The following is a 24,348-nucleotide window of genomic DNA, read 5'->3' as shown; positions in this document are numbered from 1 at the left end:
GGTGGTGAGCTCTCCTTCCGGGGCTGTGGTGCTCGGCGGGTCGCTCAGCCGGCCAGCGGAACGGCCGTGCCGGCCGCCCCGACCGTGGCCGGCGTCCCGACCGAGGCGGTCGCCCCGGCGGCGGAGACCAGGAACCGCGAGACGCTTTCGAGCTTCTCGGAGGTCTCCTCGAACTCCCGGGCAGCGGTGGACTGTCCGACGATCCCGGCGCCGGCGCGCAGCCAGGTGCGGCCGCCTCGGCGGTAGACCGAGCGCAGCACCAGCGCCGCGTCCATCTCGCCGTTGTGGTCCGTGACCAGGACCGCTCCGCTGTACAGGCCGCGGGTCTCGGGCTCGTACTGGCGGATGACGTCGTAGGCGGCGGCCTTCGGAACACCGGACGCGGTGACCGCGGGGAAGACCGCGCCGAATGCGTCCCAGGTCCCGAAGCCGTCGGCCAGCCGGCCGGACACCCGCGACGCCAGGTGCTGCACGCTGCCCCGCTCGCGGATCGCCATGAACTCGGGCACCTCGACCGAGCCCTCCAGCGAGACGTTGGTCAGCTCGTCCGTGCCGACCTTGACCGAGATGGCGTGCTCGTAGATCTCCTTGGGGTTGGACAGCAGCTCCTCGCGCAGCTCGCGGTCGCGCTGCGGGTCGCCGGTGAGCGCCCGGGTCCCGGCCAGGGGCTGGCTGAACACCCGGCCCCCGACCTCGACCTCGACCACGGTCTCCGGGCTGAAGCCGGCCGCCTCGATGCCGCCGAGGTCGAGCAGGAAGGAACGGGCGGGGGTGTTGCCGCGCCGGCCCTGGACGTAGGTCTCCACCAGGTCGATCTCGCCCTCGATGTCGACGACGCGGGAGAGGATGACCTTCTGGAGCTTCTCGTCGTTGATCTCCGCCACGGCCGACTCGACCGCACTGCGGTAGTCCGTCTTGTCGAAGCCGCGTACGTCGATCCGGGCCGCCGTGCCCGCGCTGCGCAGGACCGGCGTGCGGAGCACGTCGAGCGCGGCGCTCAGGCCGGCCTGGTCGACCGAGCGGACGATCGCCGTGGTGCCGTCGAGGCGGATCTCGGTGCGCGGCACGATCAGGTGGAGCAGCCGCTCGTCGCCTATGTGGTCCAGTACGCCGTCCTTGGCGTACGACAGCTCGAAGGTGGCCCAGCCGTAGGCGCGCCAGCCCTCGATGGAGACGGTGTCGAGCAGGGTCTGGATCTGCTGGAGCGGCTTGCCGTCCCAGGGCAGGAACTGCTCGCCCTCGGAGCGCAGCCGGGCGCCGCTGCGGTCCAGCGTCAGTTCGGCGAGCGCACCGCCTGCGTAGGACCAGCCGGTCGCGCCCTCGTAGACGACGTAGTCGTCGTACAGGCCGGATTCGGCCAGCGCCGCGGCCGTGGCGAGCTGGTCCTGGCCGAGCGAGATCTTCGTTTCGACGTAGTACGGCGACATGGCTGGGTCCCCCCGGGGGTCAAGGTGAAAGGAGTGGAATCGCGGCCGTGGAGCGGGGGCCGAGGACAGTGCTTCAACTGCGCGCTTCCTGGAGCTCGGCCGCGGGCGCGGCCTGCGCGGGTGCGGCGGGCGGGGCCTGCGCCGGCGCCCTGCGGATCAGCAGGGCCACGACGACGGCACCGATCAGGCCGGCGATCCCCGAGGCGAGCATGACGTCGTCGAGGGCCGTGGCGAACGCGGACCTGACGAGGTGTGCGACCGTTTCCAGCTGGTCGGCGGGTGCCTGGGCGGTCACCTGGTGGGCCTGCCCGCTGCCCAGCGCCGTGGCCACGGACGTGCCGTGGTCCGTCCCGCTCAGAGCGTCTTGGAGCCCCTGCTGGAGCACGATGCCGAACGCGGCGATGCCCAGGGCCTGGCCGAGCTGGCGGAAGGTGTTCATCGCGCCGCTGGCCATGCCGCCGCGCTCGGGCGGTACGGCCGCCATGGCGGTGGCGGCGATCACCGGGGAGACGACGCCGACGCCGAGCCCGGTCAGTACCAGACCGGGAATCAGGTCGGTCCAGCTCGAACCGGCGTCGAGCATCGTCTGCAGCAGGCTGCCGACGCTGATCAGTGCCAGACCGCCGCTGAGGGCCAGCCAGTTGGGCAGCCGGGGCAGGTGCTTGCCGGCCAGCGCGGAGACCACGAAGGCCATCGCGCTCATCGGCAGCACCACCAGGCCGCCCGAGACCGGGCTCAGTTCGAGTACGGACTGCACCCACAGCGAGGTGTACGGGAGGTAGGCGAAGGCCACGGCGGAGAAGAGCAGGCCGCAGAGCATCACCCCGACGAACGGGGCCCGGCGGAAGAGCGAGAGGTCCAGCATGGGGTGGCTGCCGCGGGTCTCGATCACCAGGAAGGCCGCCAGGGATGCCGCCGACAGGGCGCCGAAGCCCAGCACGGTCGCGGAGGTCCAGCCGTCCGTGCCTCCGCGGATCAGGAGGAAGACGAGCGAGCCGACCGACACGGTGAAGGAGCCGATGCCCGCCCAGTCGATCCGGCCCGCCTTGGGGTTGCGGGACTCGGGGAGCACGGCCAGGGACAGGGCGATGGCGACGACGCTGACCGGCAGGTTGACCAGGAAGATCCACCGCCAGCCGAAGTACTCGGTGAGCAGCCCGCCCAGGACCGGTCCGACCGCGGCCGCGGCGCCGCTGACGGCGCCCCAGACGCCGAAGGCGATACCGCGGTCCCGGCCCTGGTAGGTGACGTTCAGCAGGGCCATCGCGGTGGAGAGCATCGCGGCGCCGCCGATGCCCTGGACCACCCGGGCCGCGACCAGTGTGGCCGGGGCGTCGGCGATGCCGCAGACGAGCGATGCCGCGGCGAAGAGGACGAGGCCCCCCACGTAGACCCTGCGCCGGCCCGCCTTGTCCGCGAGGGATCCGGCGCCGAGGAGCAGGGCGGCCAGGGTGAGGGCGTAGCCGTCCATCACCCACTGGAGATCGGACATGGACGTCTTGAGGTCTGAGCCGATGCCGGGCAGCGCCACGATCACGATCGTGACGTCCACCAGCAACATGAACACGCCCAGGCTGACCGCTGTCAGCGGCAACCACTTTCGCACGAGGGCCCTCCACTGGTCTCGATATGTCGAGCAGAATTCGGGGCGCATGAAATAACCGTCTCCATTGACGCTGTTTCAATGCGCGGATATTCGGACTCTTGGGGCCGCCCCGGTGGCTCGAAATTGAAGATTGCATGCCCGAGACGGCCTCGCAAGCCAAAACAAGTGCCCCCGGGAACATTCCTCTTGGGCTCCAGAACGGGTTGAGTTGGGCGCGAGCGACAACACGGACTCGACGGGGTGATCCGGACTTGTCGCCCCATCGGGCTCCCGTGTCTCTGGCCCCGGTCTTGAGCGGTTGTCCGGCGGAAAGGCACCCGGAGCCGTGCCAAAACTGACTCCACTTGCCATCCGCGTCCAAAATTCGAGTACGGCTTTAGCGGCCCGGTCGAAAGTGGAACTGCGACACCGGCCGGATCCGGTGCCTCTGTGGAAAGGGCCTGTATGAGCATCGTCGAGGAAAGACCGCTGGAGCGCGTGAACGCACCGGAAGCCGGGCTGGCCTCTGTGCCGCCCGCCTTAAAAGAGGAAGTCCGCTTCGCCTCTTTGCGTGAACGCACCGCCGAACTGACCGCCATACGCGCGCTGGCCGAGGCCGGTCCGAGTGAGCGCGCCACAGCCGCACAGCACGCCAAGGGCAAGCTGACCGCCCGGGAACGCATCGAGCTCCTCTTCGACGAGGGCACCTTCAACGAGGTCGAGGGACTGCGCCGGCACCGTGCCACCGGTTTCGGGCTCGAGGACAAGCGCCCGCACACCGACGGTGTCATCACCGGCTGGGGCAAGGTCCACGGCCGCACCGTCTTCACGTACGCCCACGATTTCCGGATCTTCGGCGGCGCGCTGGGCGAGGCCCATGCCGAGAAGATCCACAAGCTGATGGACCTCGCCGAGGCGGCGGGCGCACCCATCGTCGGCCTGTGCGACGGAGCGGGCGCCCGCATCCAGGAGGGCGTCACCGCGCTCGCCGGCTACGGCGGCATCTTCCAGCGCAACGTCCGCAACTCCGGCGTCATCCCGCAGATCTCGGTGATCCTCGGCCCCTGCGCCGGCGGCGCCGCCTACTCCCCGGCGCTCACGGACTTCGTCTTCATGGTCCGCGGCACCTCGCAGATGTTCATCACCGGACCCGACGTGGTCCAGGCCGTCACCGGCGAGGCCGTCACCATGGAGCACCTCGGCGGGGCGGACAGCCACGCCGGAACCTCCGGCGTCGCCGGCTTCGCGTACGACGACGAGCAGAGCTGCCTGGAGGACGTACGCCACCTCCTGTCCCTGCTGCCCTCCAACAACCGCGAGCTCGCCCCCCACGGAGACCTCGAGGACCCGGTCGACCGCCGCTGCGAGAGCCTGCTCGACCTGGTGCCCGCCCGCGCCACCCAGGGCTACGACATCCGCGACCTCATCGAGGAGGTCGTCGACGACGGCGACTACTTCGAGGTGCACGGGCAGTGGGCCCAGAACGTGGTCTGCGCCCTCGCCCGGCTCGGCGGCCACGTGGTCGGCATCGTCGCCAACCAGCCGGCCCACCTCGCGGGCGTGCTCGACATCCAGGCGAGCGAGAAGGCCGCACGCTTCGTCCAGTTCTGCGACGCGTTCAGCATCCCGCTCGTGACCCTGATCGACGTCCCCGGCTTCCTGCCCGGCGTCGACCAGGAGCACAACGGCATCATCCGGCACGGCGCCAAGCTGCTCTACGCGTACTGCAACGCCACCGTCCCGCGGATCAGCCTGATCCTGCGCAAGGCGTACGGCGGCGCGTACATCGTCATGGACTCCCGCTCCATCGGCGCCGACGTGGCCCTCGCCTGGCCCTCGAACGAGATCGCGGTGATGGGCGCCGAAGGAGCCGCCAACGTCATCTTCCGCCGCGAGATCGCCGCCTCGGACAACCCCGAGGAGACCCGGGCACAGCGGATCAAGGAGTACCAGACCGAGCTGATGCACCCCTACTACGCGGCCGAGCGCGGCCTGGTCGACGATGTCATCGACCCGGCCGACACCCGCGCACGGCTGATCTCCACCCTCGACATGCTGCGCAGCAAGCACACGCAGCAGCCGACCCGCAAGCACGGGAACCTGCCGCTTTGACCGCCGACGACCGCCCCGACGAGCGCACCGCCCTGGCGCTGGCCTCACTGCGGATCACCAGGGGCAACCCCACCGCGGAGGAGGTCGCGGCGATCGCCGTCCTCCTCATGACAAGGCTCCGCCTGCTCGACGAAGCGCAGGCGGAGCAGGACTCGACGGCCCGGGTGCTCAAGCTCCCGGTACACCGTTCGCCCGCCTTCGTAGCCCCGGGAGCCTGGGCCTCGTAGCCGGGCCCGTACACCGGAAGGACCCCGCCACAACCGGCGGGGTCCTTCCGGTGTACGGGCCCGGAACGATCGACTGCGTTACGGGCTAAGGGAATTGATGCCTCGCCAGATGTAGTGATTGTGTGATGGAAAGACGGGGCAGCCGGTATATTCCGCGTGTCGCAGGCCAGGGGAGGGCACGATGCACGCGCACGTGGCAGTGGTGGGCGGAGGGCCGGTCGGAATGCTCGTCGCGGCCGAGTTGGCCGGGTACGGGGTCGACACCGTGGTTCTGGAAACACGGGCCGATGTCTCCGGGCAGCCCAAGGCGAACACGATGCACGCCCGTGCGGTCCAGTCCCTGGCCAGGCGCGGCCGCCTGCCGGAGCCCGGGTACCGCAAGCCGCAGGGTGTGTCGGCCAGTGCCTTCCACTTCGCGGGCCTGCCCGGCCTGGTCATCACGGCGCCGGAGACCGAGCCCGTACCGATCTTCAAGTACCCCCAGTCCGAGCTGGAGCGGTTGTTCGAGGAGCAGGCCCTGGCCGCGGGCGCGCGGGTACTGCGCGAGCACCGGGTGACCGGGATCGTGCAGGAGCCGGACGGGGTGCGGATCACGGCCGAGGGGCCGGCGGGGCCGGTGTCCTGCACCGCCCGGTACGTGGTGGGGGCGGACGGCGCGCGCAGTGCGGTCCGCGAACTGGCGGGCATCGCCTCCGACACCCATCGGGCGACGGTGTCCGCACTGATGGGCACCGTCCGACTGACCGAACCGGGCTCCCTGAAGCCGGGCTGGCACCGCACCCCGCGCGGTCATCTCGCGATCAAGCCCGACCCCGACGGCGGCACCCACATCCGCACCCTCAACTGCCGGGCCGCGCACGAGAACCGGCAGCTGCCGCTGTCCCTGGAAGAGCTGCGCGGCGAGGTGTCCTGGATCGTCGGACGCGACATCGCGATGGAGGAACCGCGCTGGCTGAGCCGGTTCAGCGATTTCACCCGGATCGCCCGGACCTTCCGCTCGGGGCGGATCCTCCTCGCGGGGGACGCCGCGCACGTGCACTTCCCCATCGGCGGCCAGGGTTTGAGCACCGGGATACTCGACGCCGTCAACCTGAGCTGGAAGCTGGCGTCCACGGTGCACGGCCGGGCGGCCGAGGGCCTGCTCGACACGTACGACCTGGAGCGCCGGCCCGCTGCCCAGCGGGTCGTCGACAACACGCGCGCCCAGCTCGCCCTGATGAGGCCGGTTCCCGAGGACGGCGCCCTGGGGGCCCTGTTCGCGGGGCTGCTGGCGGCGGACCGGGAGAGCGGCTACCTCAGGGAAATGATCAGCGCGCAGGACACCGTGTATCCGAGCCGGACCGGCAGCACCTGCTCGTGGGAGGGGGTGTTCCTGCGCAACAGGGTGCTCACCACCGGGGCCGGCGAGACCGATGTGATCGAGCTCCTGCGGGACGGGCGCCCCGCACTGCTGCTCTTCGGCGAAGCGGGAACCCGCCACGGGGACGAGGCGCGGGGCTGGGCCGGGGCCTTGAACGTGGTCCAGGCGGCGCCGACGCCCGATGTGCCGCACGACGCGCTCCTCGTACGGCCCGACGGCTACGTCGCCTGGTCGCCGGAGGGCGGTCGGCTGGCCGACGCCCTGTCGGCGTACTTCGCCGCGAGCCCGCACCCGAGGGGACCGGCGGCCGTGCCGTCGGTCAGCGGCTCCGCGATCGGGCGGGGCTGACCGGCAGGATTCGAAAGAGAGGGCCTAGGCCGGGACCGCCTGCTGCTCCTCCGCGAGCGTGAAGGCCTCGGCGTAGACGGTGGCGCCCCTGGACGCGGAGATGTCCAGCGAGGCGAGGACCGAGGGGACGGTCACGCTCGGCATCAGGTGGCGCAGTAGTGCGGACACCCTGGTCGACAGGTCCTGGTAGTCGCTGATCGACTGGGACATGGACTGGATCCCGGCGAACGAGCCGACGATCACGTCCGCGGTCTCGGACGGCACGACGTGCGGCAACAGCTCGCCCTGGGCCTGCGCCTGGGTCAGCAGGGCGGTGCCCACCTCTGCCCACTGCCGGAACGGACCGCTGCGGTCGAGGCCCGGCTGCTGTTCCATGGAGAGCCGAACGCCCGCGCGGACCAGGGGATCGTTCTGGAGCCGGTAGGTGTGCAGCATGACCGCGTCCACCATCTCCTGCACCTTGGACGGGCGGTCGGGGAGCATGAGCCGGCTGTCCACCTGTTCGGCGAGCACTCCCTGAGCCAGGTCGTCCTTCGACTGGAAGTGGAAGTACAAGGCGCCCTTGGTCACCCCGGCCTCGGCGAGGATCTCGGAGATGGTCGCCGCTTTGTATCCGTGGTCCTCGAAGACCTTGGCGGCGGCCAGGAGGATGGTCCGGCGGGTCTGGATAGCTCGGGCCTGCTCAGCCATGGTGTTGCTTCCCTCCATAGGAGTTGAACCGGCGGGGATGGATACCGTCAGTCCGTATCTCGCATTCGGATACTGGCAAAACCGCCCAGTCTGTATCTTACACGGAGTGACTGGCGCGCCCAAGGGCGGGAGGAAATGCAGATGAATCCTGCGACCGGCGCTGATGGTAAGGGCGGGGCAGTTGGGGCGGTTGGGTGGGGAGCCGTGCGCGGCCTCCCCGGCGGCCAGGCATTTCCTGTCATGCCCGCGTCGAGCCCCTCACGCGGGCACTGAAGCGGAGCGGGCGGGCCTGACGGAAAGTCGCCAGCTCGAGTTCCGGTAGTCGGGCGGCTGTCGGGCGTCCGCTCCGGCGTGGGGCGGGCGTCGGTCGGGTGGGGCGCTCCCGGCTCGGGGTGCCGGGGAGGGCGCCGGGTGGCGGGTGTCCACTCTCGGCCACCAGTGGCGCGGCCCGCAGGCTGTGTTGGCGTCCATCGGGGGGCGTCGGTAGGACCTTCCGGGGCATGGTGGTTGCGATGCGGGGAGAGTCGGCCGGCCTCGCCGCCGAAGGGGCGTTCCAGGTGTACGGATGGAGAACACAGGGTGAATTCGGGGCGTTCTCGGTCTGGCGTGCGGCCCCGGTCCGCCTGGGGTGAGGTCGTGCCGGTCCTGTAGCGGGCGGGTGGATGGGTGCCGTTGGGGCCCCGGCCCGAGGGGCGGGTTCCGGCGCTCGTGGCCCCTGCGTGTCCGCAAGGGGGATGGCGGGTGTGCGGGTGTGGCTTGATTCAAGCATCCACCTCCTCAAACCGCGCAAGTGGTTTGTTACGCTGGGTCATTGATCGGCTCTGCCTTCGCCCAGGGGGCCGGCGGGCGATTTCGAGCAGTACGGAGAGGTCGATGGCCAAGCAGGAACGCGCGGTGCGCACCCGGGAAGCTCTGATCAGGTCCGCGGCCGAGACCTTCCATCGTGAGGGCTTCGCGGTCGCGTCACTCACCGCGATCAGTACCCGGGCGGGGGTCAGCAGCGGCGCGCTGCACTTCCACTTCGCCAGCAAGGCCGCTCTGGCGGGTGCCGTCGAGGGTGCCGCGCTGGATCGGCTGCGGGAGATCACGGGCGAGTGGCCTCCGGACGGGACGGGCTGCCTGCAGCGCCTGGTCGACGTGACCCATGGACTCGCGCGGGGGCTGCGCGACGAGGTGGTGCTGCGGTCCGGGTTCGAGCTGAGCGGTGATGTGGCGCACGTGCCGGGCGTCGACCTGCGCGAGCACTGGCGGGGCTGGGTCGAGGGGGCGATGGTCCGGGCGGGGGCGGCGGGGGAGCTGAGTCCGGGGGTGGCTCCCGAGGACGCCGTGACCGCGGTGGTCGCCGCAACCGTGGGTTTCGAAGTGCTCGGAGCCCGGGACGCGGCCTGGCTCGCGCCGCGGACGGTCGCCAGGTTCTGGGAGCTGCTGCTGCCCCGGCTCGCCCTGCCGGATGTGCTGGGCACCCTGAGGGCGGCGGGCTCCGGATCCGAGTGACGCGATCCGAGTGATCCGATCCGAATAAAACGGGGTCTTCGGTCTTTTTGCTGGGCTCTTCTCTGGTCTTCCGGCGAGCCTGGATGTGCGACCATGCGGCTCCACTGCTCGTAGATGAGATGAAAAGCGCAGGTCAGGGGCAATCTCATGGCGAGGCGCTTGAGGGATCCTGGAAAAAACAGGGTGGACGGTTTGATATTGACAAACCATCGGGTCCTGCCCTCTACTGGTGGGGCTTGAGTTGGGGCGAAGCTCGTCCACAGACCAGGGGAGTTCGGCGTGAAAATCCAAGTACTTGGCGCACTGGCCGTCCGGGAGAACGGGATCTCCATCGCGCCGACCGCCCCCAAGCCCCGGCAGGTCCTGGCGCTTCTGGCGCTGCACGCCGACCAGGTGGTGCCCGTGGCCGCGCTCATCGAGGAGCTGTGGGGCGACACCCCGCCGCGCAGCGCCCGCACCACCCTCCAGACCTACGTCCTCCAGCTGCGCGCGCTCATCGCGACCGCTCTGGAGGCGGGCTCCATACGGGCGGACGGCACGAAGGCCGACGGCACGAAGGCGGACGGCACGAAGGCGGACGGCGCCGGGCCGGACGCGACACCGACCGCGAAGGACGTCCTCGTCACCCTGCCCGGGGGCTACCTGCTCAGGACCGGCGGCGGCACGCACGACGTCCGCGAGTTCGACCGGCTCGCCGGGATGGGCTACCGCGCCATGGACGCCGGGGACTTCCCCACCGCCGCCCGGCTGCTGCGCGAGGCCCTGTCGTTGTGGTCCGGCTCCGCCTTCGCCGACGTACAGGGCGGTGTCCAGCTGGACATGGAGGCCAAGCGGCTGGAGGAGACCCGGCTGTGCGCGCTCGACCAGCGCATCGAAGCCGACCTGCGCCTGGGCCGCCACCGCGAGCTGCTGGCCGAACTGACCGTCCTGGCCAGCCGGTACCGCACCCACGAGAACCTGCACGGTCAGTTCATGCTCGCCCTGTTCCGCTCCGGCCGCCGCGGCGAGGCCCTGGACGTCTACCAGCGGCTGCGCGCGACGCTCGTACGGGAGCTCGGGCTGGAGCCGTCCGCGGCGCCGCGGCGGTTGCAGCGCTCCATCCTGATGGCCGGCCCGGACAGCCTGACCGATGCCGCCGAGCCCGGCGGCCGGCGCCTCGTAGGGGTGTGACGCGGGCGGCGCCGTCGAAGGGCGAACGTCGAAGGGCGAAAGCCGAAATACGAGGGGAATTCGACGACTTACGGAGGAGACCGTGAAAATTCAGGTTCTGGGTCCGTTGAGTGCCGAGGTCAACGGGGGCTCGATCGTTCCGACCGCCCGCAAACCGCGGCAGATCCTGACGCTCCTCGCCCTCTACCCGGGGCGGGTGATGCCGGTGCCCACCCTCATGGAGGAGATCTGGGGCATCGACCTGCCCCAGAGCGCGCTGACCACCCTGCAGACGTACATCCTCCAGCTCCGCCGCAGGCTCGGCACCGCCATGGGCCCGGGCGGCCCGGGCGGCGCCAAGGACGTCCTCGCGACCCGGCACGGCGGCTACCTGCTGCAGATCCCCCCGGAGTCCGTGGACGTGCACGCGTACGAGACCCTCGTCGCCCAGGGGCACAGGGCCTTCGAGGCCGGTGACGACGAGCGCGCGGCGGACTGCCTGCGCACGGCGCTGAACCTGTGGCAGGGACCGGCCCTGGTCGACGTACAGGTGGGCCCGATCCTGGAGATCGAGGTGATGCGGCTGGAGGAGAGCCGGCTGGTCACCGTGGAGCGGCGCATCGACGTGGACCTGCGGCTCGGGCGCCACACCGAACTGCTCGCGGAACTCGCCGAGTTGATGGCCCGCCATCCGCAGCACGAGGGGCTGCACTCGCAGGCGATGGTGGCGCTGTACCGGTCGGGCCGCCAGGCCACGGCCCTGGACGTGTACCGCAGGCTGCGCGGCCGGCTGATCGAGGACCTGGGCGTGGAGCCGTCGCCGCAGTTGCAGCGGCTGCACCAGGCGATGCTGGCGGTGGACCCGGCGCTGGACGTGGCGGCGGGGCCGAAGCGGGGGTCGACCTTCGACCTCTACGCGGCCTGAGGGCGGGGCGGGGCGGGGCGGGGCGGGGCGGGCCCGGGCTGAGCGCCCTAGAATCCCGGTGCATGAGTGATCTTGGTCAGTGGGCGCAGCCGTTCCGCCTCGACGTAGCGCAGGACGCGCTGGACGATCTGGCCGAGCGCCTCGACCGGGCCCGCTGGCCCGACGAACTGCCGGGCGCGGGACGGGCCTACGGAATGCCGCTCGACGAGGTCCGCGCGCTCGCCCGGTACTGGCGCACGGGCTACGACTGGCGGGCCGCCGAGGCGCGGCTGAACTCCTGGCCGCAGTACACCACCGTCATCGACGGCGCGCAGGTGCACTTCGCCCACCTGCGCTCGCCCGAGCCCGACGCCCGGCCGCTGCTGATGACGCACGGCTGGCCCGGCTCCTTCGTCGAGTTCCAGCGGGTCGCGGGTCCCCTGACCGATCCGCGGGCGCACGGCGGCGACCCGGCCGACGCCTTCCACCTGGTGCTCCCGTCGATCCCCGGCTTCACCCTGTCCGGGCCGACCACCGAGCGGGGCTGGGAGTTCAAGAGGGTCGCGCGGGCCTTCGGGTCGCTGATGGAGCGGCTCGGGTACGAGGAGTACGGCGTCCAGGGCGGCGACTGGGGAGCTGCGGTCTCCCGCGAGCTGGGGCGGATCCACCCCGACCGGGTCAGCGGGGTCCACCTCAACCTGCTGCCGGGCGGCGGGGCCACGGCGGAGCCGACCGAGCAGGAGCTGGCGGCGCTGGACGAGCCGGAGCGGGAGCGGACCCGGGCCTCCTGGGAGCGCCACCGCACCTGGGCGCGCGAGCGGCAGGGCTACGCCGACATCCAGGCGACCCGGCCGCAGACCCTCGCGTACGGGCTGAACGATTCGCCGGTCGGCCTGCTGGCCTGGATCGGGGAGAAGTTCGCCGAGTGGAGCGACCCGGACTGCCCGCCGGACCGCGACCAGGTGCTCACCAACGTGATGCTGTACTGGCTGACCGGCACCGCCGGCTCCGCAGCCCGGATCTACCACGAGCGGCTCCACGCCGACTACTACGGGCAGCCGCCGCAGGTCTCCCGCACCCCGACCGCGCTCGCCGACTTCCCCCGGGACAACTTCATTCCGCTGCGCCACATCGCCGCGCGCACCGACTCCGTCGTGCGCTGGACCACGTACGACAGGGGCGGGCACTTCCCCGCGATGGAGGTCCCGGAGCTGCTGGTGGAGGACGTCCGGGCGTTCTTCCGGGAGTTGCGGGAGCTGTGATCCGCGGGCCGGCGGCGTCCGGCTAAACCGTCCGGGCGGTGAGGTCCAGGACGCCGACCACCTGGCCGCCGCTCAGTTCGCCCGTGGGGCAAAAGCCCAGGCCCAGGTAGAACGGTTCGGGGGTGCCCGCCCCCTGGTCCCACGTCACATGGGCGCGGGTGGCGCCGCGGCGGCTGAGCTCGTCGGTCACCGAGTGCACCGCGAAGCGGCCGTAGCCCTTGGCCTGGTGGGCGGCGTCGATGTTCAGGCGCCAGAGGCCCGAGCGGATGTCGGCGGGGTCCTTCGCCGGGTTCCAGGCGAGGTCGAGGAAGGCCATCACGAAGCCGACGACCTCGTCGCCGTCGACGATCGCCCGCGGCCAGGCGGATTCCCCGTGCACGAAGGCCTCGGCCAGCGATTTGACGACCGGGGAGACGAGGTGCGACTGGTCGGGACGCACGGATATCGCGCAGACGGCGTCGAAATTGTCTGCGGTGACCGGTTCCAGACGGAGTCCGGGGCGGAGTGCGGAAGTGCTCATCCGTGCACCCTACAAACACTGTGGGCGGCGCCGCGAACAGATTCGGGGCCAGCCGATGTCGTCGTCCGGCATCGCATCCTCGATTCGGGAAAAGGGCAGGTCCAAGCCGCGCGAACAGCCGGATGGTGGAGAGCATGCCTCGGTCCGGTCGAGAACCGCTCGAGGACCGGCCCACTACCGCTCCGTATCCGCACGAGACGGGCGTCGTCGGCCTGGCAATTGTTTGCCCGCGAATTGCCGGGCGCCCTAGGCTCGTCGACGGTTCCGGACGGAGTTCTGCCACCGATCTCAGGGGTGCTCATGCTGCGACAGCCCGCCTTCGGACACCGGCTGAGGAAGCTGCGGCTTGCCAAGGGCCTGTCACAGACCGCGCTCGCCGGTGAGGGGATGTCCACCGGCTACCTCTCCCGGCTGGAGTCCGGGGCCCGCCGGCCCACCGACCGGGCCGTGGCCTACCTGGCCGCCCGGCTCTGCCTGGAACCCGATGACTTCGAGGATCCCGCCACCGGCTCCCTCGCCCACGCCCTCACCCTCGCCGCGTCCACCGGTTCCCCCGACGCCATCGACTCGCTGCGCCGGGCCCTGGCCGCCGAGGGCCACGAGAGCGCGGTCCTGCGCTGGCAGGCCCTGTGGCTGCTCGCCCAGGCCTCCCGCCTCCAGGGCGACCACTCCACGGAGCGGGCCCGGCTCGCCGAACTCGTCGGACTCGGCGAGGAGGTCGGCCTCGGCGAGCTGCGGGTACGGGGACTGACCCGCTACGCCCGCTGCCTTCGCTCGCTCGGCGAGATACTCCCCGCCCTGGACGCGGCCTTCGAGGCGCACCAGCTCGCCCGGAGCGAGCGCCTGGGCGTGGAGGACCGGGCGACCGTACTGCTCGCGCTGGTCTCCGTACAGGCCGAGGCGGGGCGTACGGGAGACGCGCGGCTGCACGCCGACGAGCTGACCGCGCTGGTCGAGGGCCGCACCGACGCGCTGTGGGCCGAGGCGATGTGGACCGCGGCCGCCGTGCGCATGCGCCAGGGCGACCACCACGGTGCGCTGGCCTGCCTGGAGGAGGCCCTGGACCGCTTCGGCAGCCACGAGGACCTGGTGCTGTGGCTGCGCCTGCGCCAGGCCGCCGCCCGCCTGCACCTGCAGACGCGGCCCGCCGACCCCGCGCAGGCACAGCGCCGCATCTCCGAGGCCCAGGCGGCCCTCGTCTTCGTCGGCACGCCCTCGCTGCGCCAGTACCAGGCGGCACTGAAGGCCGAACTCGCCTTCGCCGAAGCACGGTACGAGGACGCGCGCACCCTCCTCGCCGAGGCGGTCGGGGACCAGCCGAGGATGACCCACCGCGACCAGGTGCGCCTGGGGATCCTGCGCCACCAGCTGGAGATCCTCGACGGGGATCCGGCGGGCACGCAAGGGCTGCGCGACCTGGCGCAACAGGCGCAGGACGACGCCAACATCGACCTCGCCGCCGAGATCTGGCGGATGCTGGCGGAAGCGCTCACCCGGACCACGCACGCGTAGGACCGGCCGGTGGACCGGCTTGAGCCGAGTTCTAGTGGACGGGTGCAGCCTTGAGCGAATCTGCACCCGTCCGGAAGGAGGCCCGCTGTGTCTTCTTCGTACTCTTCGTACGTTGCGCAGCGTGTGCAGGCCAGCGAGCGGACAGCCGGTGTGGCCGCCCCGCCCGGCGTGGTCTACGGGCTGCTCGCCGACGCCGTGCGCTGGCCACTGCTCCTGCCGGGCCCCGTCCACGTCGAGCGGATGGACTTCGACGGTACGCAGGAGCGGCTGCGCCTGTGGGACGTGGACGCGGCCGGTGAGCGGGTGCGCTCCTTCCACATGCGCCGGGTCCTGAGCCCGCACGCCCGTACGGTCGACTTCGAGCTGGAGGACACCTTCCGGATGGGCGTGCCGACCACCGGCCGCTGGACCGTGGACGCGAGCGACGACACCCAGAGCCTGCTGACGCTGCGCCAGGAGCGCACGCTGGAGGGACTGCCGGGCGAGTCGAGCGAGCGCAGCCGCCGGGAGTGGGACGAGGAGACCGAGGCGCAGCTCGCGCAGGTCAAGGAGATCGCCGAGCGGTGGAAGCAGCTGGACCAGCTGCTGCTGTCCTTCGAGGACAGCGTGCACGTCGCCGCCCCGGCCGAGCTGGTCTACGACTTCCTGTACCGCATCGGGGACTGGCCCGAGCTGGTCCCGCACGTGGACGCGGCCAGGGTCGTCGAGGATGTGCCGGGCGTACAACTGGCCTCGGTGGACGGCTTCGTGGAACCGGACGGCCTGAGCGCCACGACGCGCACGGTCCGGCTGTGCTTCCCGGCGGCCGCCAGGATCGTCTACAAGGAGCTGTCCTCCCCCGAACTGATCGCCGCCCACAGCGGCGAGTGGTCCCTCGAACCGGACGAGGACGGCGTACGCGTCGTCTGCGCGCAGCAGGTGCTGCTGCGTGAGGAAGCCGTCGGCCCGGTCCTGGGCGGGGGCACCGAACTCGCCGAGGCCCGCCGCTACGTGCGGGACGGGCTGGGCCGCGCGAGCGTCGAGACCCTGCGCCTCGCCACGTGGCACGCGCTGAACAGCGGAGTGCGCCGGCTCCGATGAGGGCGGGCACGGCGGGGTCGTGGACCCCGCCGGCGCCGTAGCCCCCTTAGCCCCTGGCGCCCTCACAGGTGGTCCCCGAGGTGGTCGTTCAGCTGCGGCTCCTCCAGGTGGCTCAGGCACAGCTCGTACGGGTCCTCGCCGTGGATCTGGCACCAGAGCGCCGGTACCGGAACCGAGGCGGGCCACAGCGCGCGGTGTCCGGCCGGGTCCTGGACGACCACGAAGGTGCCGAACGCGTCGGCGAACGGGTCCTCGTCCCACGGGTGGTCCAGGACGTGCAGGCTGCCGCCCTCCGCCACCCGCGCGGCGTGCCCGGTGCGCCACATGCGGGCCGCGGCTCCGTGTGCGCCCACGAGGGGGTCGGGCAGGAAGCGCTCGCCCGTCGCCCCCGGCAGGCCCGGGTACCCCTGGGCCACGCCGACGCCGGCCACGTACAGCGCTCCGACCTCCCCGGGTGCCACCGGCCGCATCCGCGCGTCCAGTACGTGGGCGTGGTAGCCGGGGGCGGGCCGCGCCGGACCGTCCAGCACCTGCTCGACGAGCAGCCGCCCCTCCGGCCAGCCCGCACTGATCGTCAGCTCCGTGTCCTGGGCGTGGGCGAGCGCGATCACCACGTCGTCCGAGGGGCCCAGGATCGCGGAGGCGTTCCGCTCGCGCAGCCAGCGCAGCACCTCGTGCGGAGCCCCGTACGCGAGGGACGGGTCCAGCAGGTGCACCTGGGCCCCGCACACGAGCGCCGCCAGCAGGCCGAGCGCCACCTCCGCGTCCGGATAGCCGTTCAGCAGCCAGGCGGTGTCGCGGGCCCGGCCTCGGCGGGCGGCGGCCAGTGCCTCGCCGCCGACGGCGACGGAGCCGCGGGGCGCGACGGCCAGTACCACCGGGGCGCCGGGATCGAGCGGCCTCGTACGGTCGCTCTCGCGCACCGGCCAACTGGCGCCGACCGGCAGCAGATCGGCGGCCGGATCCCGTACGAGGCGCACGGGCCCGGGGGTGGGCGCCAGCAGCATGTCGGCGGTCTCGTCGAGCAGCAGTACGGCGGGACGCGCGCCGGCCGGGAGGCCCTGCGACGGGTCCACCGGCAGGCAGGCGGCGCCGGTCTTGGCGATGGCCAGCGCGGCGACCGCGAAGCCGGTCGGCGAGACGATCGCGGTGGCCACCGAGGTGCCGGGGCCCGCCCGGTGGGCGATCAGGGCATGGGCGAGCAGGTCGGAACGGGCGTCGAGCTCGGCGTAGTCGAGTCCGGCCAGCGCGGGTGCGCCAGGGGCGCGGGCGACCTGTTCGGCCAGCAGCGCGGCGATGTCGGTCGGGGCCTGGGGCGGGCAGGGCGGGCCGTTCCAGAGGCCTTCGGCCTCCGTGGCGGGCTGCTCGGCGGGCTGCTCGGCGGGCTTCAGGCCCAGCCGCCCGATGGATTCCCGGGGTGCGTCGAGGGCCGCTTCGAGGAGCGCGAGCAGCTGCCCGGTCAGCAGCGCCGCGGCCTGCTCGCCGAGGCAGTCGTACGCGTACGACGCGGTGACGGCGATCCCCGCCGGGGCGCCCGCCGGGTCGTGCCGCTCGGTGAGGGTCAGTCCCAAGGCGGCGGCCGGGAGCGGCAGTTGCTCCGACTCGGGCAGTACGGTCAGTGCGTCGCCGGCGGGGAACGCCCCGCAGCTCTCGCGCAGCACGCTCAGGGCGATGCCCCCGGGCCGGGCCAGGGCCGCGTCGCGGTCGCGGTAGGCCCCGAGGGCGGCGGTGCGTACGCGCCGCAGCAGTTCGGTGAAGGCCGGGTCGCCCGAGGCGTCGACCGTCAGGGCGAGCACCCGCCCGTACGGGCCGACCGCCCCGCGCAGGGCCGCGCTGTCCCGGGCCGGGACCGGGGCCGCGACGGTGACCTGCGCCAGGGTGTCGGAGCCCAGGCGGTGGAGCAGGGTGACCAGCGCCGCCTGGACCACCATGAACAGCGTGGCGCCGTGCTCGGCGGCGAGGGCGGTGAGCCGCCCGTGCATCGAGGCGTCGAGGTCGAAGCCGAGGGTGCCGAAGGAGTCGTCGGGGCCGAGCGGACCGCTGCCGGGCGCGGCGGTCGGCACGATCTCGCCGTCCATCGCGCGGGGCGGGGCCGGGGGCGCGGGCCGTGGCGGGGTGGGGCAGCCGGCCCCGACCCGGGCCGCGTAGGCGGCGGCCAGGGCCGCGGCGAGCGGGGCGTGCGACCAGAGGTCGACCTCGTCGCCGGGCAGGGTGAGCTCCAGCCGGTGGTCGTCCGCGGCGAGTTCGCGCAGCCGGGTGCCGGCCCAGCCGATCCGGCAGTTGCGCAGCGCGCGGTGGCCGCGGCCGAGCTCTTCCAGGGCGGCCCCCAGGGCGGCCACGTCGAGGGCGCCGCGCAGCCGCAGCGGCAGTACGGCGCTGCGCGCGGGCGCCCGATCGGGCCCGGTGGCGGTGACGGGCCCGTCACCGGCGAGCTCCGCGAGGTGGGCCGGGGTGGGCGCCTCGCACAGGCTGCGCAGGTCCACGGCCGCGCCGAGGACCGCCCGGGCCCGCGCGACGAGCCGCGCGGCCGCCAGGAGGTGCCCGCCGAGCCCGAGGAAATCGCAGTCGCCGCCCAGGACCCGCGCGGGCACTCCGAGCACTTCGGCGAACAGGTCCCGCGCGATCCCCTGCAGCGGCGTCCCGACCGGCACCGCGCCCGCGCCGCCGCCGTGCCGGTCGCCCGCGTCGGCCGGGGGCCGGGCGGCCAGTGCCGTGCGGTCGGTCCTGCCCCCCGGGTCGAGGGGCAGCGCGTCGTGCACCACCACGGTGTCGGGGACCATGTGGTCAGGAACCCGCGCCTGGAGGTACGCACGCAGCTGGGCCGGTGAGGACCCGGCGCGGGCGAAGCCGACCGGAACGTTGACGCAGGCCTCGGCGGCGAACAGCTGCCCACCGTCCGTGGCGGTCGGAGCGGGCCCCGCCGGCCCGGCCGTGCCGAGGACGACCTCGTAGCGCCCGCCCGTGCCGGGGGCGGTGCGGACGTCGATCGTGCGGATCGCCGGGAACTCCCGGGCCAGGACCGTGAACAGGGCCGGGTCGATCCGCAGTTCGGGATCGCGGCCCGCGCTCCGGTCGAGCGGTCGCAGATCACCGAGCAGGAGCGATCCGCCCGGTGCGAGCAGGTCCAGGGCGCGGGCGACGACGGTCCGCAGGTAGCCGAGGCCCGGGAAGTGCTGGACGACCGAGTTCAGGACGACGGTGTCGAAGTACCCGGCGGGCAGCCCGGCGGTGTCGTGCGCCTCGCGCCGGCTCAGCCGCACCTTGTCGCGCAGCCGCTCGTCGTCGCGCGTCCGCGTGCGCAGCGCCTCGACGGCCGCGCCGCAGAAGTCGGTGGCCCAGTACTCCTCGCACTGCGCGTCCGCCGCCAGCGGCCCCATCAACAGGCCGGTGCCGGCGCCGATCTCCAGGATCCGCCGCCGGCCCAGCCCGCGCACGCGCTCCACCGTCGCCGCGCGCCGCTCGCGTACCGCCTGGGCCTGGGCCTGGGCCTGGGCTTGATCGGGCACGGGCGCCGTGGCGGCGGGGCCTGCGGCCATTGCGTCGGCGAATGCCTCCAGTGCGTACGGGTCCTGCGCGCGCGCATCGGCGTACAGCGCGGCGTAGATCTCCTTCCACTCGCCGATGCGGGCCGGCTGCGCCACGGCGGCCGTCGCGGGCACCACGTGCGCGACCAGCTCCCCGGCCGGCTCCCCGGCCAGGGTGACCACGGCCTCCGCGACCCCCGGGTGTTCCCGCAGCGCCGCCTCCACGGCGCCGAGCTCCACCGGTATCCCGTGCACCGTCACCCGGTCCGCCGCTCGCCCGGCGAACTCCAGATCGCCGTCCTCCCGTACGGTCACCAGGTCGCCGGTCCGCAGCAGCGCGGCCCCGTCGCGGCCGTCCTCGCCGCCCAGCAGGAGTTCACCCGTGCCGCCGGGGCCCGCCGCAGTGCCGTCGCCGGTCACGACCACGGCGCTCACGCCCTCGCGCGGGCGCCCGATCGGGACCGTGCGCGCACCCTCGGGGACTTCCGAGACCTCGTGCCACAGGGCGAAGGGCGCGGCGCCGGGCGCCCCGTAGACCTGGACGAGCCGCTCCGGAGCCCCGGCCGCCGCACGCAGTACCTCCCGCACGGTGCGCGGATCGCAGGCCTCGCCGCCGAACAGGACGGTCCGCAGCGGGGCGAAGGCCCCGGGCCGCTCGCGGGCGATCCGCTGGAACAGGGCGGTGGGCAGGAAGAAGACGGAGACCCCCTGCTGGGCGACCGCTTCCTCGAAGCGGGCCGGCTCGGCCACCGCTCCGCGGTCCAGGACGACCAGGCGGGCTCCGGCGGCAAGGGTGGACCAGACCTCGAAGGCGAATGCGGAGGAGTCGGGGCCGGCCGTCTGGGCGACCACGTCCTCGCGGGTCAGCCGCACCGGGTCGGCCGCGCCGACGAGTTCGAGGAGGGCGCGGTGCGATACGGCCGCGCAGGTGCCGTCGGGGAGCCGGCGCAGGTACGCCGTGTCGGGGATCGGGCTCACGGTCGGGTGCGGGCTCGGGGTCCTGCTCGGGGTCGGGGCCGGTCTCGCGCTCGGGGTGCGGACGATCTCGGCGACGCCGAGGCCTGTCACGACGGCGCGCGCCGAGGTGTCGCGGACGAGGTCCCGCAGCCGCTCGCCGGCCGGCAGGGCCGGATCGAGGGGCACGTAGGACGCTCCGGCCCGCAGGATCCCGAGGAGCGCGGTCACCAGTTCCGGGCCGGGCCGCAGCGCGGTGACCACCCGGTCGCCCGGGAGGACCCCGAGCTCCGTGAGCTCGGCCGCGAACCGGTCGGCTGCTCGGCTCAACTCGCCGTAGGAGAGGGTGAGTTCACCGCCGTCGGGGGTGGGGTTCGTGACGGCGACAGCCTCGGGCCGCGCGAGTGCGTGCCGCTCGATGAGACCGGAGAGTGACATCCCGACGTGCTCCTTCGACTTCGATTGCGGCTGCTTCGATTGCGGCTTGGGTTCGGCTTCGGTCGGCTTCGATTGCGGCTTCGGCTGTGACGGCGAGGGTCGAGCAGGCGGTTACGGCCAGCCGATGTCCGAGGCGGGGGCCGAGACGGCCGGTGCGAAGGGCCAGTCGGTGGTGGGTCCGCTCTGGGCCTGGGCGACGCCGCCGGCGGTGAGCAGCGCGAAGCCGATGAGGGCGGTGGTGGCGAGGGCGCGGGCGATGTTCTTCATGGGGGACTCCTCCGTGGCAGGTGTTTCGCTCCTGTTTGGCAACACCTCTGCCAAGAAGATTGGCAATGCATACTCGGGATTCACTCGGTATTGACTCGAGATTCGCTCAACTGGGCAGAAAAATGCCCCGAACCGGCCCTCTCTGCAAGGCTCTGACCTGCAAAAAGATCAATCCAGACAGGATCGGCGCACGCCCTTGCCAACTATTGCCAAACCACTGCGTCACAGGAGGACCGGTGCTTCGGAACTGGAGTATCGCTGGAGCGGCCGTTGCCAATGCGCGCTGATTCTGGGCAATGTATTGCCAAGAGAGATGGCAATAACCGGTCCATCCCAACAACGAGGTGGGGCCCCCGACATGAGCGCGCAGACGATCCACCGCGTACCGACGACCCACCTGAACTCCGCGGGCACGGGCCGGATGCCCGCGGCCGTCCGCGCCGTGCTCGCCGACCGCACGGCGCAGGACGACCGCGGGCCCTACGCGCCGGAGGAGAGCCTGGCCCCCGTCCTGGACGCCGAGATCCACGAGCGCCTCGGCGCCCTGCTCGGCGTCCCGGCGCGCCGCACCGCTCTGTTCACCGGCGCGGCCGACGCCTTCGACTCCTACGTCTCCCGCCTCCCGCTCGGCCCCGGCGACCGGATCTGGACCACCCCGCACGAGGGAGTGGCCCGCCTGGTCACCCTCCACGCCCTGCGCGCCCGCACCCGCTGCACGCTGGAGGTCGTCCCGCTGCGCGAGGACGGCGACCTCGACCTCGACTGGATGCGGGAACACCTCGACGAGCACGTCGCGCTCGTCTCCGTCGTCCACGTCTCCTCGGCCTGCGGGACCGTCAACCCGGTCGAGGCCATCGGCCGGCTCCTCGCCGCGCACCGTGCGCTCTACGCCGTCGACGCGTCCCACTCCGTCGGCCGGCTCCCCGTCGACGCCACGCGCATCGGCTGCGAGCTGCTCACCGCCGACGGCTGGCGGTTCCTGCGCGGCCCGGTCGGCACCGGGTTCGGCTACGTGGCCCCGGGCCTGGGCGAGTCGATGGCGAAGCCGCCGGCCGCGGCGGCCGTTGCCGCGCTGAACGAGGCCCTGGCCGTGCACGCCGCGGACACGTCCCTCCCGTACGAGGACCTCCTGCCGCTGCTGCGCGACGCCCTCGGCCGGCTGCCCGGGATCCGGCTGCTGGCCCCCGGGCGGAAACAGTCGGGGATCGTGGGCTTCCGGCACGAAGAGGTGCCGGCCGCCCTGATCCGCCGGGGCCTCGCGCGGCGCGGTGTGGTGGTCCGCAAGTCCGTCGCCCAGGAGACCCCCCTCCACCCGGCGTCCCGGACCGGCACGACGGCCGTCGAAGCCTCCGTCCACCACGACAACACCCCGGCCGACATCGACCGGTTCACCCTGGCCCTCGGCGAGGTCCTCCGCGAGGAGCGCCGCCCCGCCGCCGCGCCCGCTGCCGCACCCGCGCCCGCTTCCGCTTCCCGTCCCGTCCGCGCCCTCGCGCTGGTGGAATCCGCCTGACACCGTGCCAGGACGGCCCGGCCGGCTCTCGAGAATCGCTCGAGAACCGGGGGAAACCCCATGGCCGGGCCCGGGTGGGAGTGCCACGATCGATCGTCCTTGCCGAGGCCGAAACCGATCGGTCCTACCACCACCCCAGACGAGGATTTCCCATGAACCCCAATCCGGCCGGTAGTTCCCAGCCCTACGCCCCGCCCCAGCCGCCGGTGGCGGCGGCCCCGGGGCGCAGCAAGGTGGCCACGGCCCTCCTCCTGGTCCCGACGGTCCTCGTGGGCCTGATGGCGGGGCTCTTCTTCGCCTTCGACGTCTCGGTGATGCCGGGTCTGGCGACGACCGACGACCGTACGTACGTCACCGCCATGCAGGCCTTCAACAAGGCGATCGACGGCAACGGGCTCTTCGGTATGGCGTTCATCCTCGCCCTGCTGCTGTCCGTGGCCTCGGCGGTCGTCGAGTTCCGCAAGGGCCGCCGCAACGTGGCGGTCTGGGTCGGGGCCGCCGCCGTGGCCTACTTCATCGCCCTGGTGATCACTTTCTCCGTGAACATCCCGCTGAACAACGACCTGGCCGCCGCGGGCGACGCCGCGCAGATGACGGACTTCTCGATCGTCGAGAAGTTCAAGGGAACGTGGGTGTCCACCAACATCGTCCGCACACTGCTGTGCACCGCGGCCCTGACGGCGCTCTCCCGCGCCCTGCTCCTCTACGGCCGGGCCACCCGCTGAGTCCGTAGCCTCCTGCCGGGGTACTGAGCCGACTCATCCGCCGTGCAGGTACAGGGCCCAGCACAGGAAGCCGAACGAGGCCGTGCACAACAGGGTGCGCCAGATGTTGGCGCGGACCCAGGGGCCCTCGAAGGCGCGGCGGACGGCCGCCGGGTCGCCGATGCGGGTGACCGGGCCGGCCTTCTCCAGCGCGTTGTTCAGGGGGATGTTCACCTTGCCGGTGAGGACCAGCGAGGCGGTGCAGCAGACCAGCGCCGCGATCAGCGCGGGCAGTGCCTCGCGGCCGTCGGACGGGATGTGCAGGGCCAGGGCCAGGGCGGTGAAGAGGAAGGCGCCGAGGTAGCCGAGGAGGAACCAGCCGTTGAGGATGGCCACGTTGATGCGCTGCATGACCTCGATGACCGTGCGGTCCCCGGTGCGCTTCAGCCCCGGCATCACGGCGACGGAGAACCCGTAGAACAGGCCGCTGACCAGTCCCGTCGCGAGGGTGGCGGCGATGAGCGAGGCCAAGCGCGCGGTTTCCATCGTGGTCCCCCTGCTCGTCCGGAGTCACGGCGATCCTACGGGCGGGCCCGGCCCGGGGCCCGGCGGATTGGAGCGGCCTTCCGGCGGGTTTCGAGCGCTCGTGCCGTGCTCGTGCCGTCCGTCCGGAGTAGGGAACGGCGTGCGCTGCTCTCCCTGTGCTGTGATCATCATCGGATGATCGACGAACAGCGGACCCGGCCCGTCCTGGTGGGCGATGAGCGCGCCACCCTCACCAGCGTCCTGCAGTGGCAGCGGGACACCCTGATGATGAAGTGCGCCGGGCTGACGGACGAGCAGTTGCGGCGCCGGGCGGTGGCCCCTTCGGGGCTGAGCCTGCTGGGACTGGTGCGGCACCTCGCGGAGGTCGAGCGCGGCTGGTTCCGCAACCTCGTGGGCGGCGAGGACGTGCGCGGCTACTTCCCGAAGAACGAGGCGGGGGAGTGGACCGAGTTCCACGTCGACCGTGCGGACGCGGACGTGGCCGGGTCGTTCAAGATCTGGGAGGACACCTGCGCGCGCTCGCGGGAGATCGTGGACGCGGTCGAATCGCTGGACGAGACCTGGCCCCACGAGGGCCAGGTCTACTCCCTGCACTACGTCCTGACCCACATGATCGAGGAGTACGCCCGGCATAACGGGCACGCGGACCTGCTGCGCGAGGCGATCGACGGGGCGACGGGGGAGTAGGCGGGACGGGGGAGGGGCTGGCGGGGCGGGGAGCAGGCGCTCTCC

Annotated in this window: 19 protein-coding genes; 12 read left to right on the top strand and 7 right to left on the bottom strand. The window is 72.6% G+C overall.

Annotated elements, in window-relative coordinates; genetic code table 11:
* Window positions 1-44: 44 nt before the first annotated feature.
* Both OG490_RS38800 and OG490_RS38795 read right to left on the bottom strand, forming a co-directional pair.
* A complete protein-coding gene (locus OG490_RS38800; RefSeq protein ID WP_330301455.1) occupies window positions 45-1,427 on the bottom strand; it encodes a salicylate synthase in 1,383 nt (460 codons plus the stop codon).
* 73 nt (window positions 1,428-1,500) lie between these two features.
* Entirely contained in the window at window positions 1,501-3,033 is a 1,533-nt protein-coding gene (locus OG490_RS38795) for an MFS transporter (RefSeq protein ID WP_330301454.1), read from the bottom strand.
* 444 nt (window positions 3,034-3,477) lie between these two features.
* Between OG490_RS38795 and OG490_RS38790 the strand changes: the two genes are divergently transcribed.
* The 3 genes from OG490_RS38790 (at window position 3,478) to OG490_RS38780 (ending at window position 7,059) form a co-directional block, all read left to right on the top strand.
* A complete protein-coding gene (locus OG490_RS38790) occupies window positions 3,478-5,124 on the top strand; it encodes an acyl-CoA carboxylase subunit beta (protein ID WP_330301453.1) in 1,647 nt (548 codons plus the stop codon).
* Window positions 5,121-5,351 carry an acyl-CoA carboxylase epsilon subunit gene (locus OG490_RS38785; RefSeq protein ID WP_330301452.1) on the top strand — a complete coding sequence of 77 codons (231 nt, stop codon included), beginning with the start codon at window positions 5,121-5,123 and terminating at the stop codon, window positions 5,349-5,351. Before OG490_RS38790 ends, OG490_RS38785 begins: the two co-directional genes overlap by 4 nt.
* Window positions 5,352-5,532: 181 nt before the next feature.
* A complete protein-coding gene (locus OG490_RS38780; protein WP_330301451.1) occupies window positions 5,533-7,059 on the top strand; it encodes an FAD-dependent monooxygenase in 1,527 nt (508 codons plus the stop codon).
* A 24-nt stretch (window positions 7,060-7,083) separates the two neighbouring features.
* Here the strand turns inward: OG490_RS38780 and OG490_RS38775 are convergent, their stop codons facing one another.
* Window positions 7,084-7,749, bottom strand: a complete 666-nt coding sequence (locus tag OG490_RS38775) for a ScbR family autoregulator-binding transcription factor (protein WP_330301450.1) — start codon at window positions 7,747-7,749, stop codon at window positions 7,084-7,086.
* 873 nt (window positions 7,750-8,622) lie between these two features.
* On the opposite strand from OG490_RS38775, the gene OG490_RS38770 reads away from it, so the two are divergent.
* From OG490_RS38770 to OG490_RS38755, 4 genes are all read left to right on the top strand, one after another.
* Window positions 8,623-9,243, top strand: a complete 621-nt coding sequence (locus tag OG490_RS38770) for a ScbR family autoregulator-binding transcription factor (protein WP_330301449.1) — start codon at window positions 8,623-8,625, stop codon at window positions 9,241-9,243.
* A 279-nt stretch (window positions 9,244-9,522) separates the two neighbouring features.
* Complete coding sequence (locus OG490_RS38765) at window positions 9,523-10,413, top strand: AfsR/SARP family transcriptional regulator (RefSeq protein ID WP_330301448.1); 891 nt, start codon at window positions 9,523-9,525, stop codon at window positions 10,411-10,413.
* An 82-nt stretch (window positions 10,414-10,495) separates the two neighbouring features.
* Window positions 10,496-11,317 (top strand): AfsR/SARP family transcriptional regulator, encoded by an 822-nt coding sequence (locus OG490_RS38760; RefSeq protein ID WP_330301447.1) that lies wholly within the window; start codon window positions 10,496-10,498, stop codon window positions 11,315-11,317.
* A 62-nt stretch (window positions 11,318-11,379) separates the two neighbouring features.
* Window positions 11,380-12,558: an epoxide hydrolase family protein gene (locus tag OG490_RS38755; protein WP_330301446.1), complete on the top strand. Its 1,179-nt coding sequence runs from the start codon at window positions 11,380-11,382 to the stop codon at window positions 12,556-12,558.
* Between the two features lie 22 nt (window positions 12,559-12,580).
* Here the strand turns inward: OG490_RS38755 and OG490_RS38750 are convergent, their stop codons facing one another.
* Window positions 12,581-13,078 carry a GNAT family N-acetyltransferase gene (locus OG490_RS38750; RefSeq protein ID WP_330301445.1) on the bottom strand — a complete coding sequence of 166 codons (498 nt, stop codon included), beginning with the start codon at window positions 13,076-13,078 and terminating at the stop codon, window positions 12,581-12,583.
* Window positions 13,079-13,378: 300 nt separating this feature from the next.
* On the opposite strand from OG490_RS38750, the gene OG490_RS38745 reads away from it, so the two are divergent.
* Window positions 13,379-14,590, top strand: a complete 1,212-nt coding sequence (locus OG490_RS38745) for a helix-turn-helix transcriptional regulator (protein ID WP_330301444.1) — start codon at window positions 13,379-13,381, stop codon at window positions 14,588-14,590.
* 87 nt (window positions 14,591-14,677) lie between these two features.
* Window positions 14,678-15,670 carry an SRPBCC family protein gene (locus tag OG490_RS38740; RefSeq protein WP_330301443.1) on the top strand — a complete coding sequence of 331 codons (993 nt, stop codon included), beginning with the start codon at window positions 14,678-14,680 and terminating at the stop codon, window positions 15,668-15,670.
* A 62-nt stretch (window positions 15,671-15,732) separates the two neighbouring features.
* Here OG490_RS38740 and OG490_RS38735 read toward each other — a convergent pair whose 3' ends face one another.
* Complete coding sequence (locus OG490_RS38735) at window positions 15,733-20,586, bottom strand: AMP-binding protein (protein WP_330301442.1); 4,854 nt, start codon at window positions 20,584-20,586, stop codon at window positions 15,733-15,735.
* A gap of 111 nt (window positions 20,587-20,697) precedes the next feature.
* Window positions 20,698-20,853, bottom strand: a complete 156-nt coding sequence (locus OG490_RS38730; protein WP_330301441.1) for a hypothetical protein — start codon at window positions 20,851-20,853, stop codon at window positions 20,698-20,700.
* Between the two features lie 358 nt (window positions 20,854-21,211).
* On the opposite strand from OG490_RS38730, the gene OG490_RS38725 reads away from it, so the two are divergent.
* Window positions 21,212-22,366: an aminotransferase class V-fold PLP-dependent enzyme gene (locus OG490_RS38725; protein WP_330301440.1), complete on the top strand. Its 1,155-nt coding sequence runs from the start codon at window positions 21,212-21,214 to the stop codon at window positions 22,364-22,366.
* Window positions 22,367-22,518: 152 nt separating this feature from the next.
* A complete protein-coding gene (locus tag OG490_RS38720; protein ID WP_330301439.1) occupies window positions 22,519-23,091 on the top strand; it encodes an anthrone oxygenase family protein in 573 nt (190 codons plus the stop codon).
* A gap of 33 nt (window positions 23,092-23,124) precedes the next feature.
* Here the strand turns inward: OG490_RS38720 and OG490_RS38715 are convergent, their stop codons facing one another.
* Window positions 23,125-23,616 (bottom strand): anthrone oxygenase family protein, encoded by a 492-nt coding sequence (locus OG490_RS38715; protein WP_330301438.1) that lies wholly within the window; start codon window positions 23,614-23,616, stop codon window positions 23,125-23,127.
* Window positions 23,617-23,790: 174 nt separating this feature from the next.
* Here OG490_RS38715 and OG490_RS38710 point away from each other — a divergent pair, with 174 nt between their 5' ends.
* A complete protein-coding gene (locus OG490_RS38710) occupies window positions 23,791-24,303 on the top strand; it encodes a DinB family protein (RefSeq protein WP_330301437.1) in 513 nt (170 codons plus the stop codon).
* Window positions 24,304-24,348 lie beyond the last annotated feature (45 nt).

It is taken from the genome of Streptomyces sp. NBC_00503, assembly GCF_036346895.1.
GTDB lineage: Bacteria > Actinomycetota > Actinomycetes > Streptomycetales > Streptomycetaceae > Streptomyces.
Note: the sequence above shows the minus strand (reverse complement) of the source record. Positions and strands in the feature narration are given on the sequence as shown.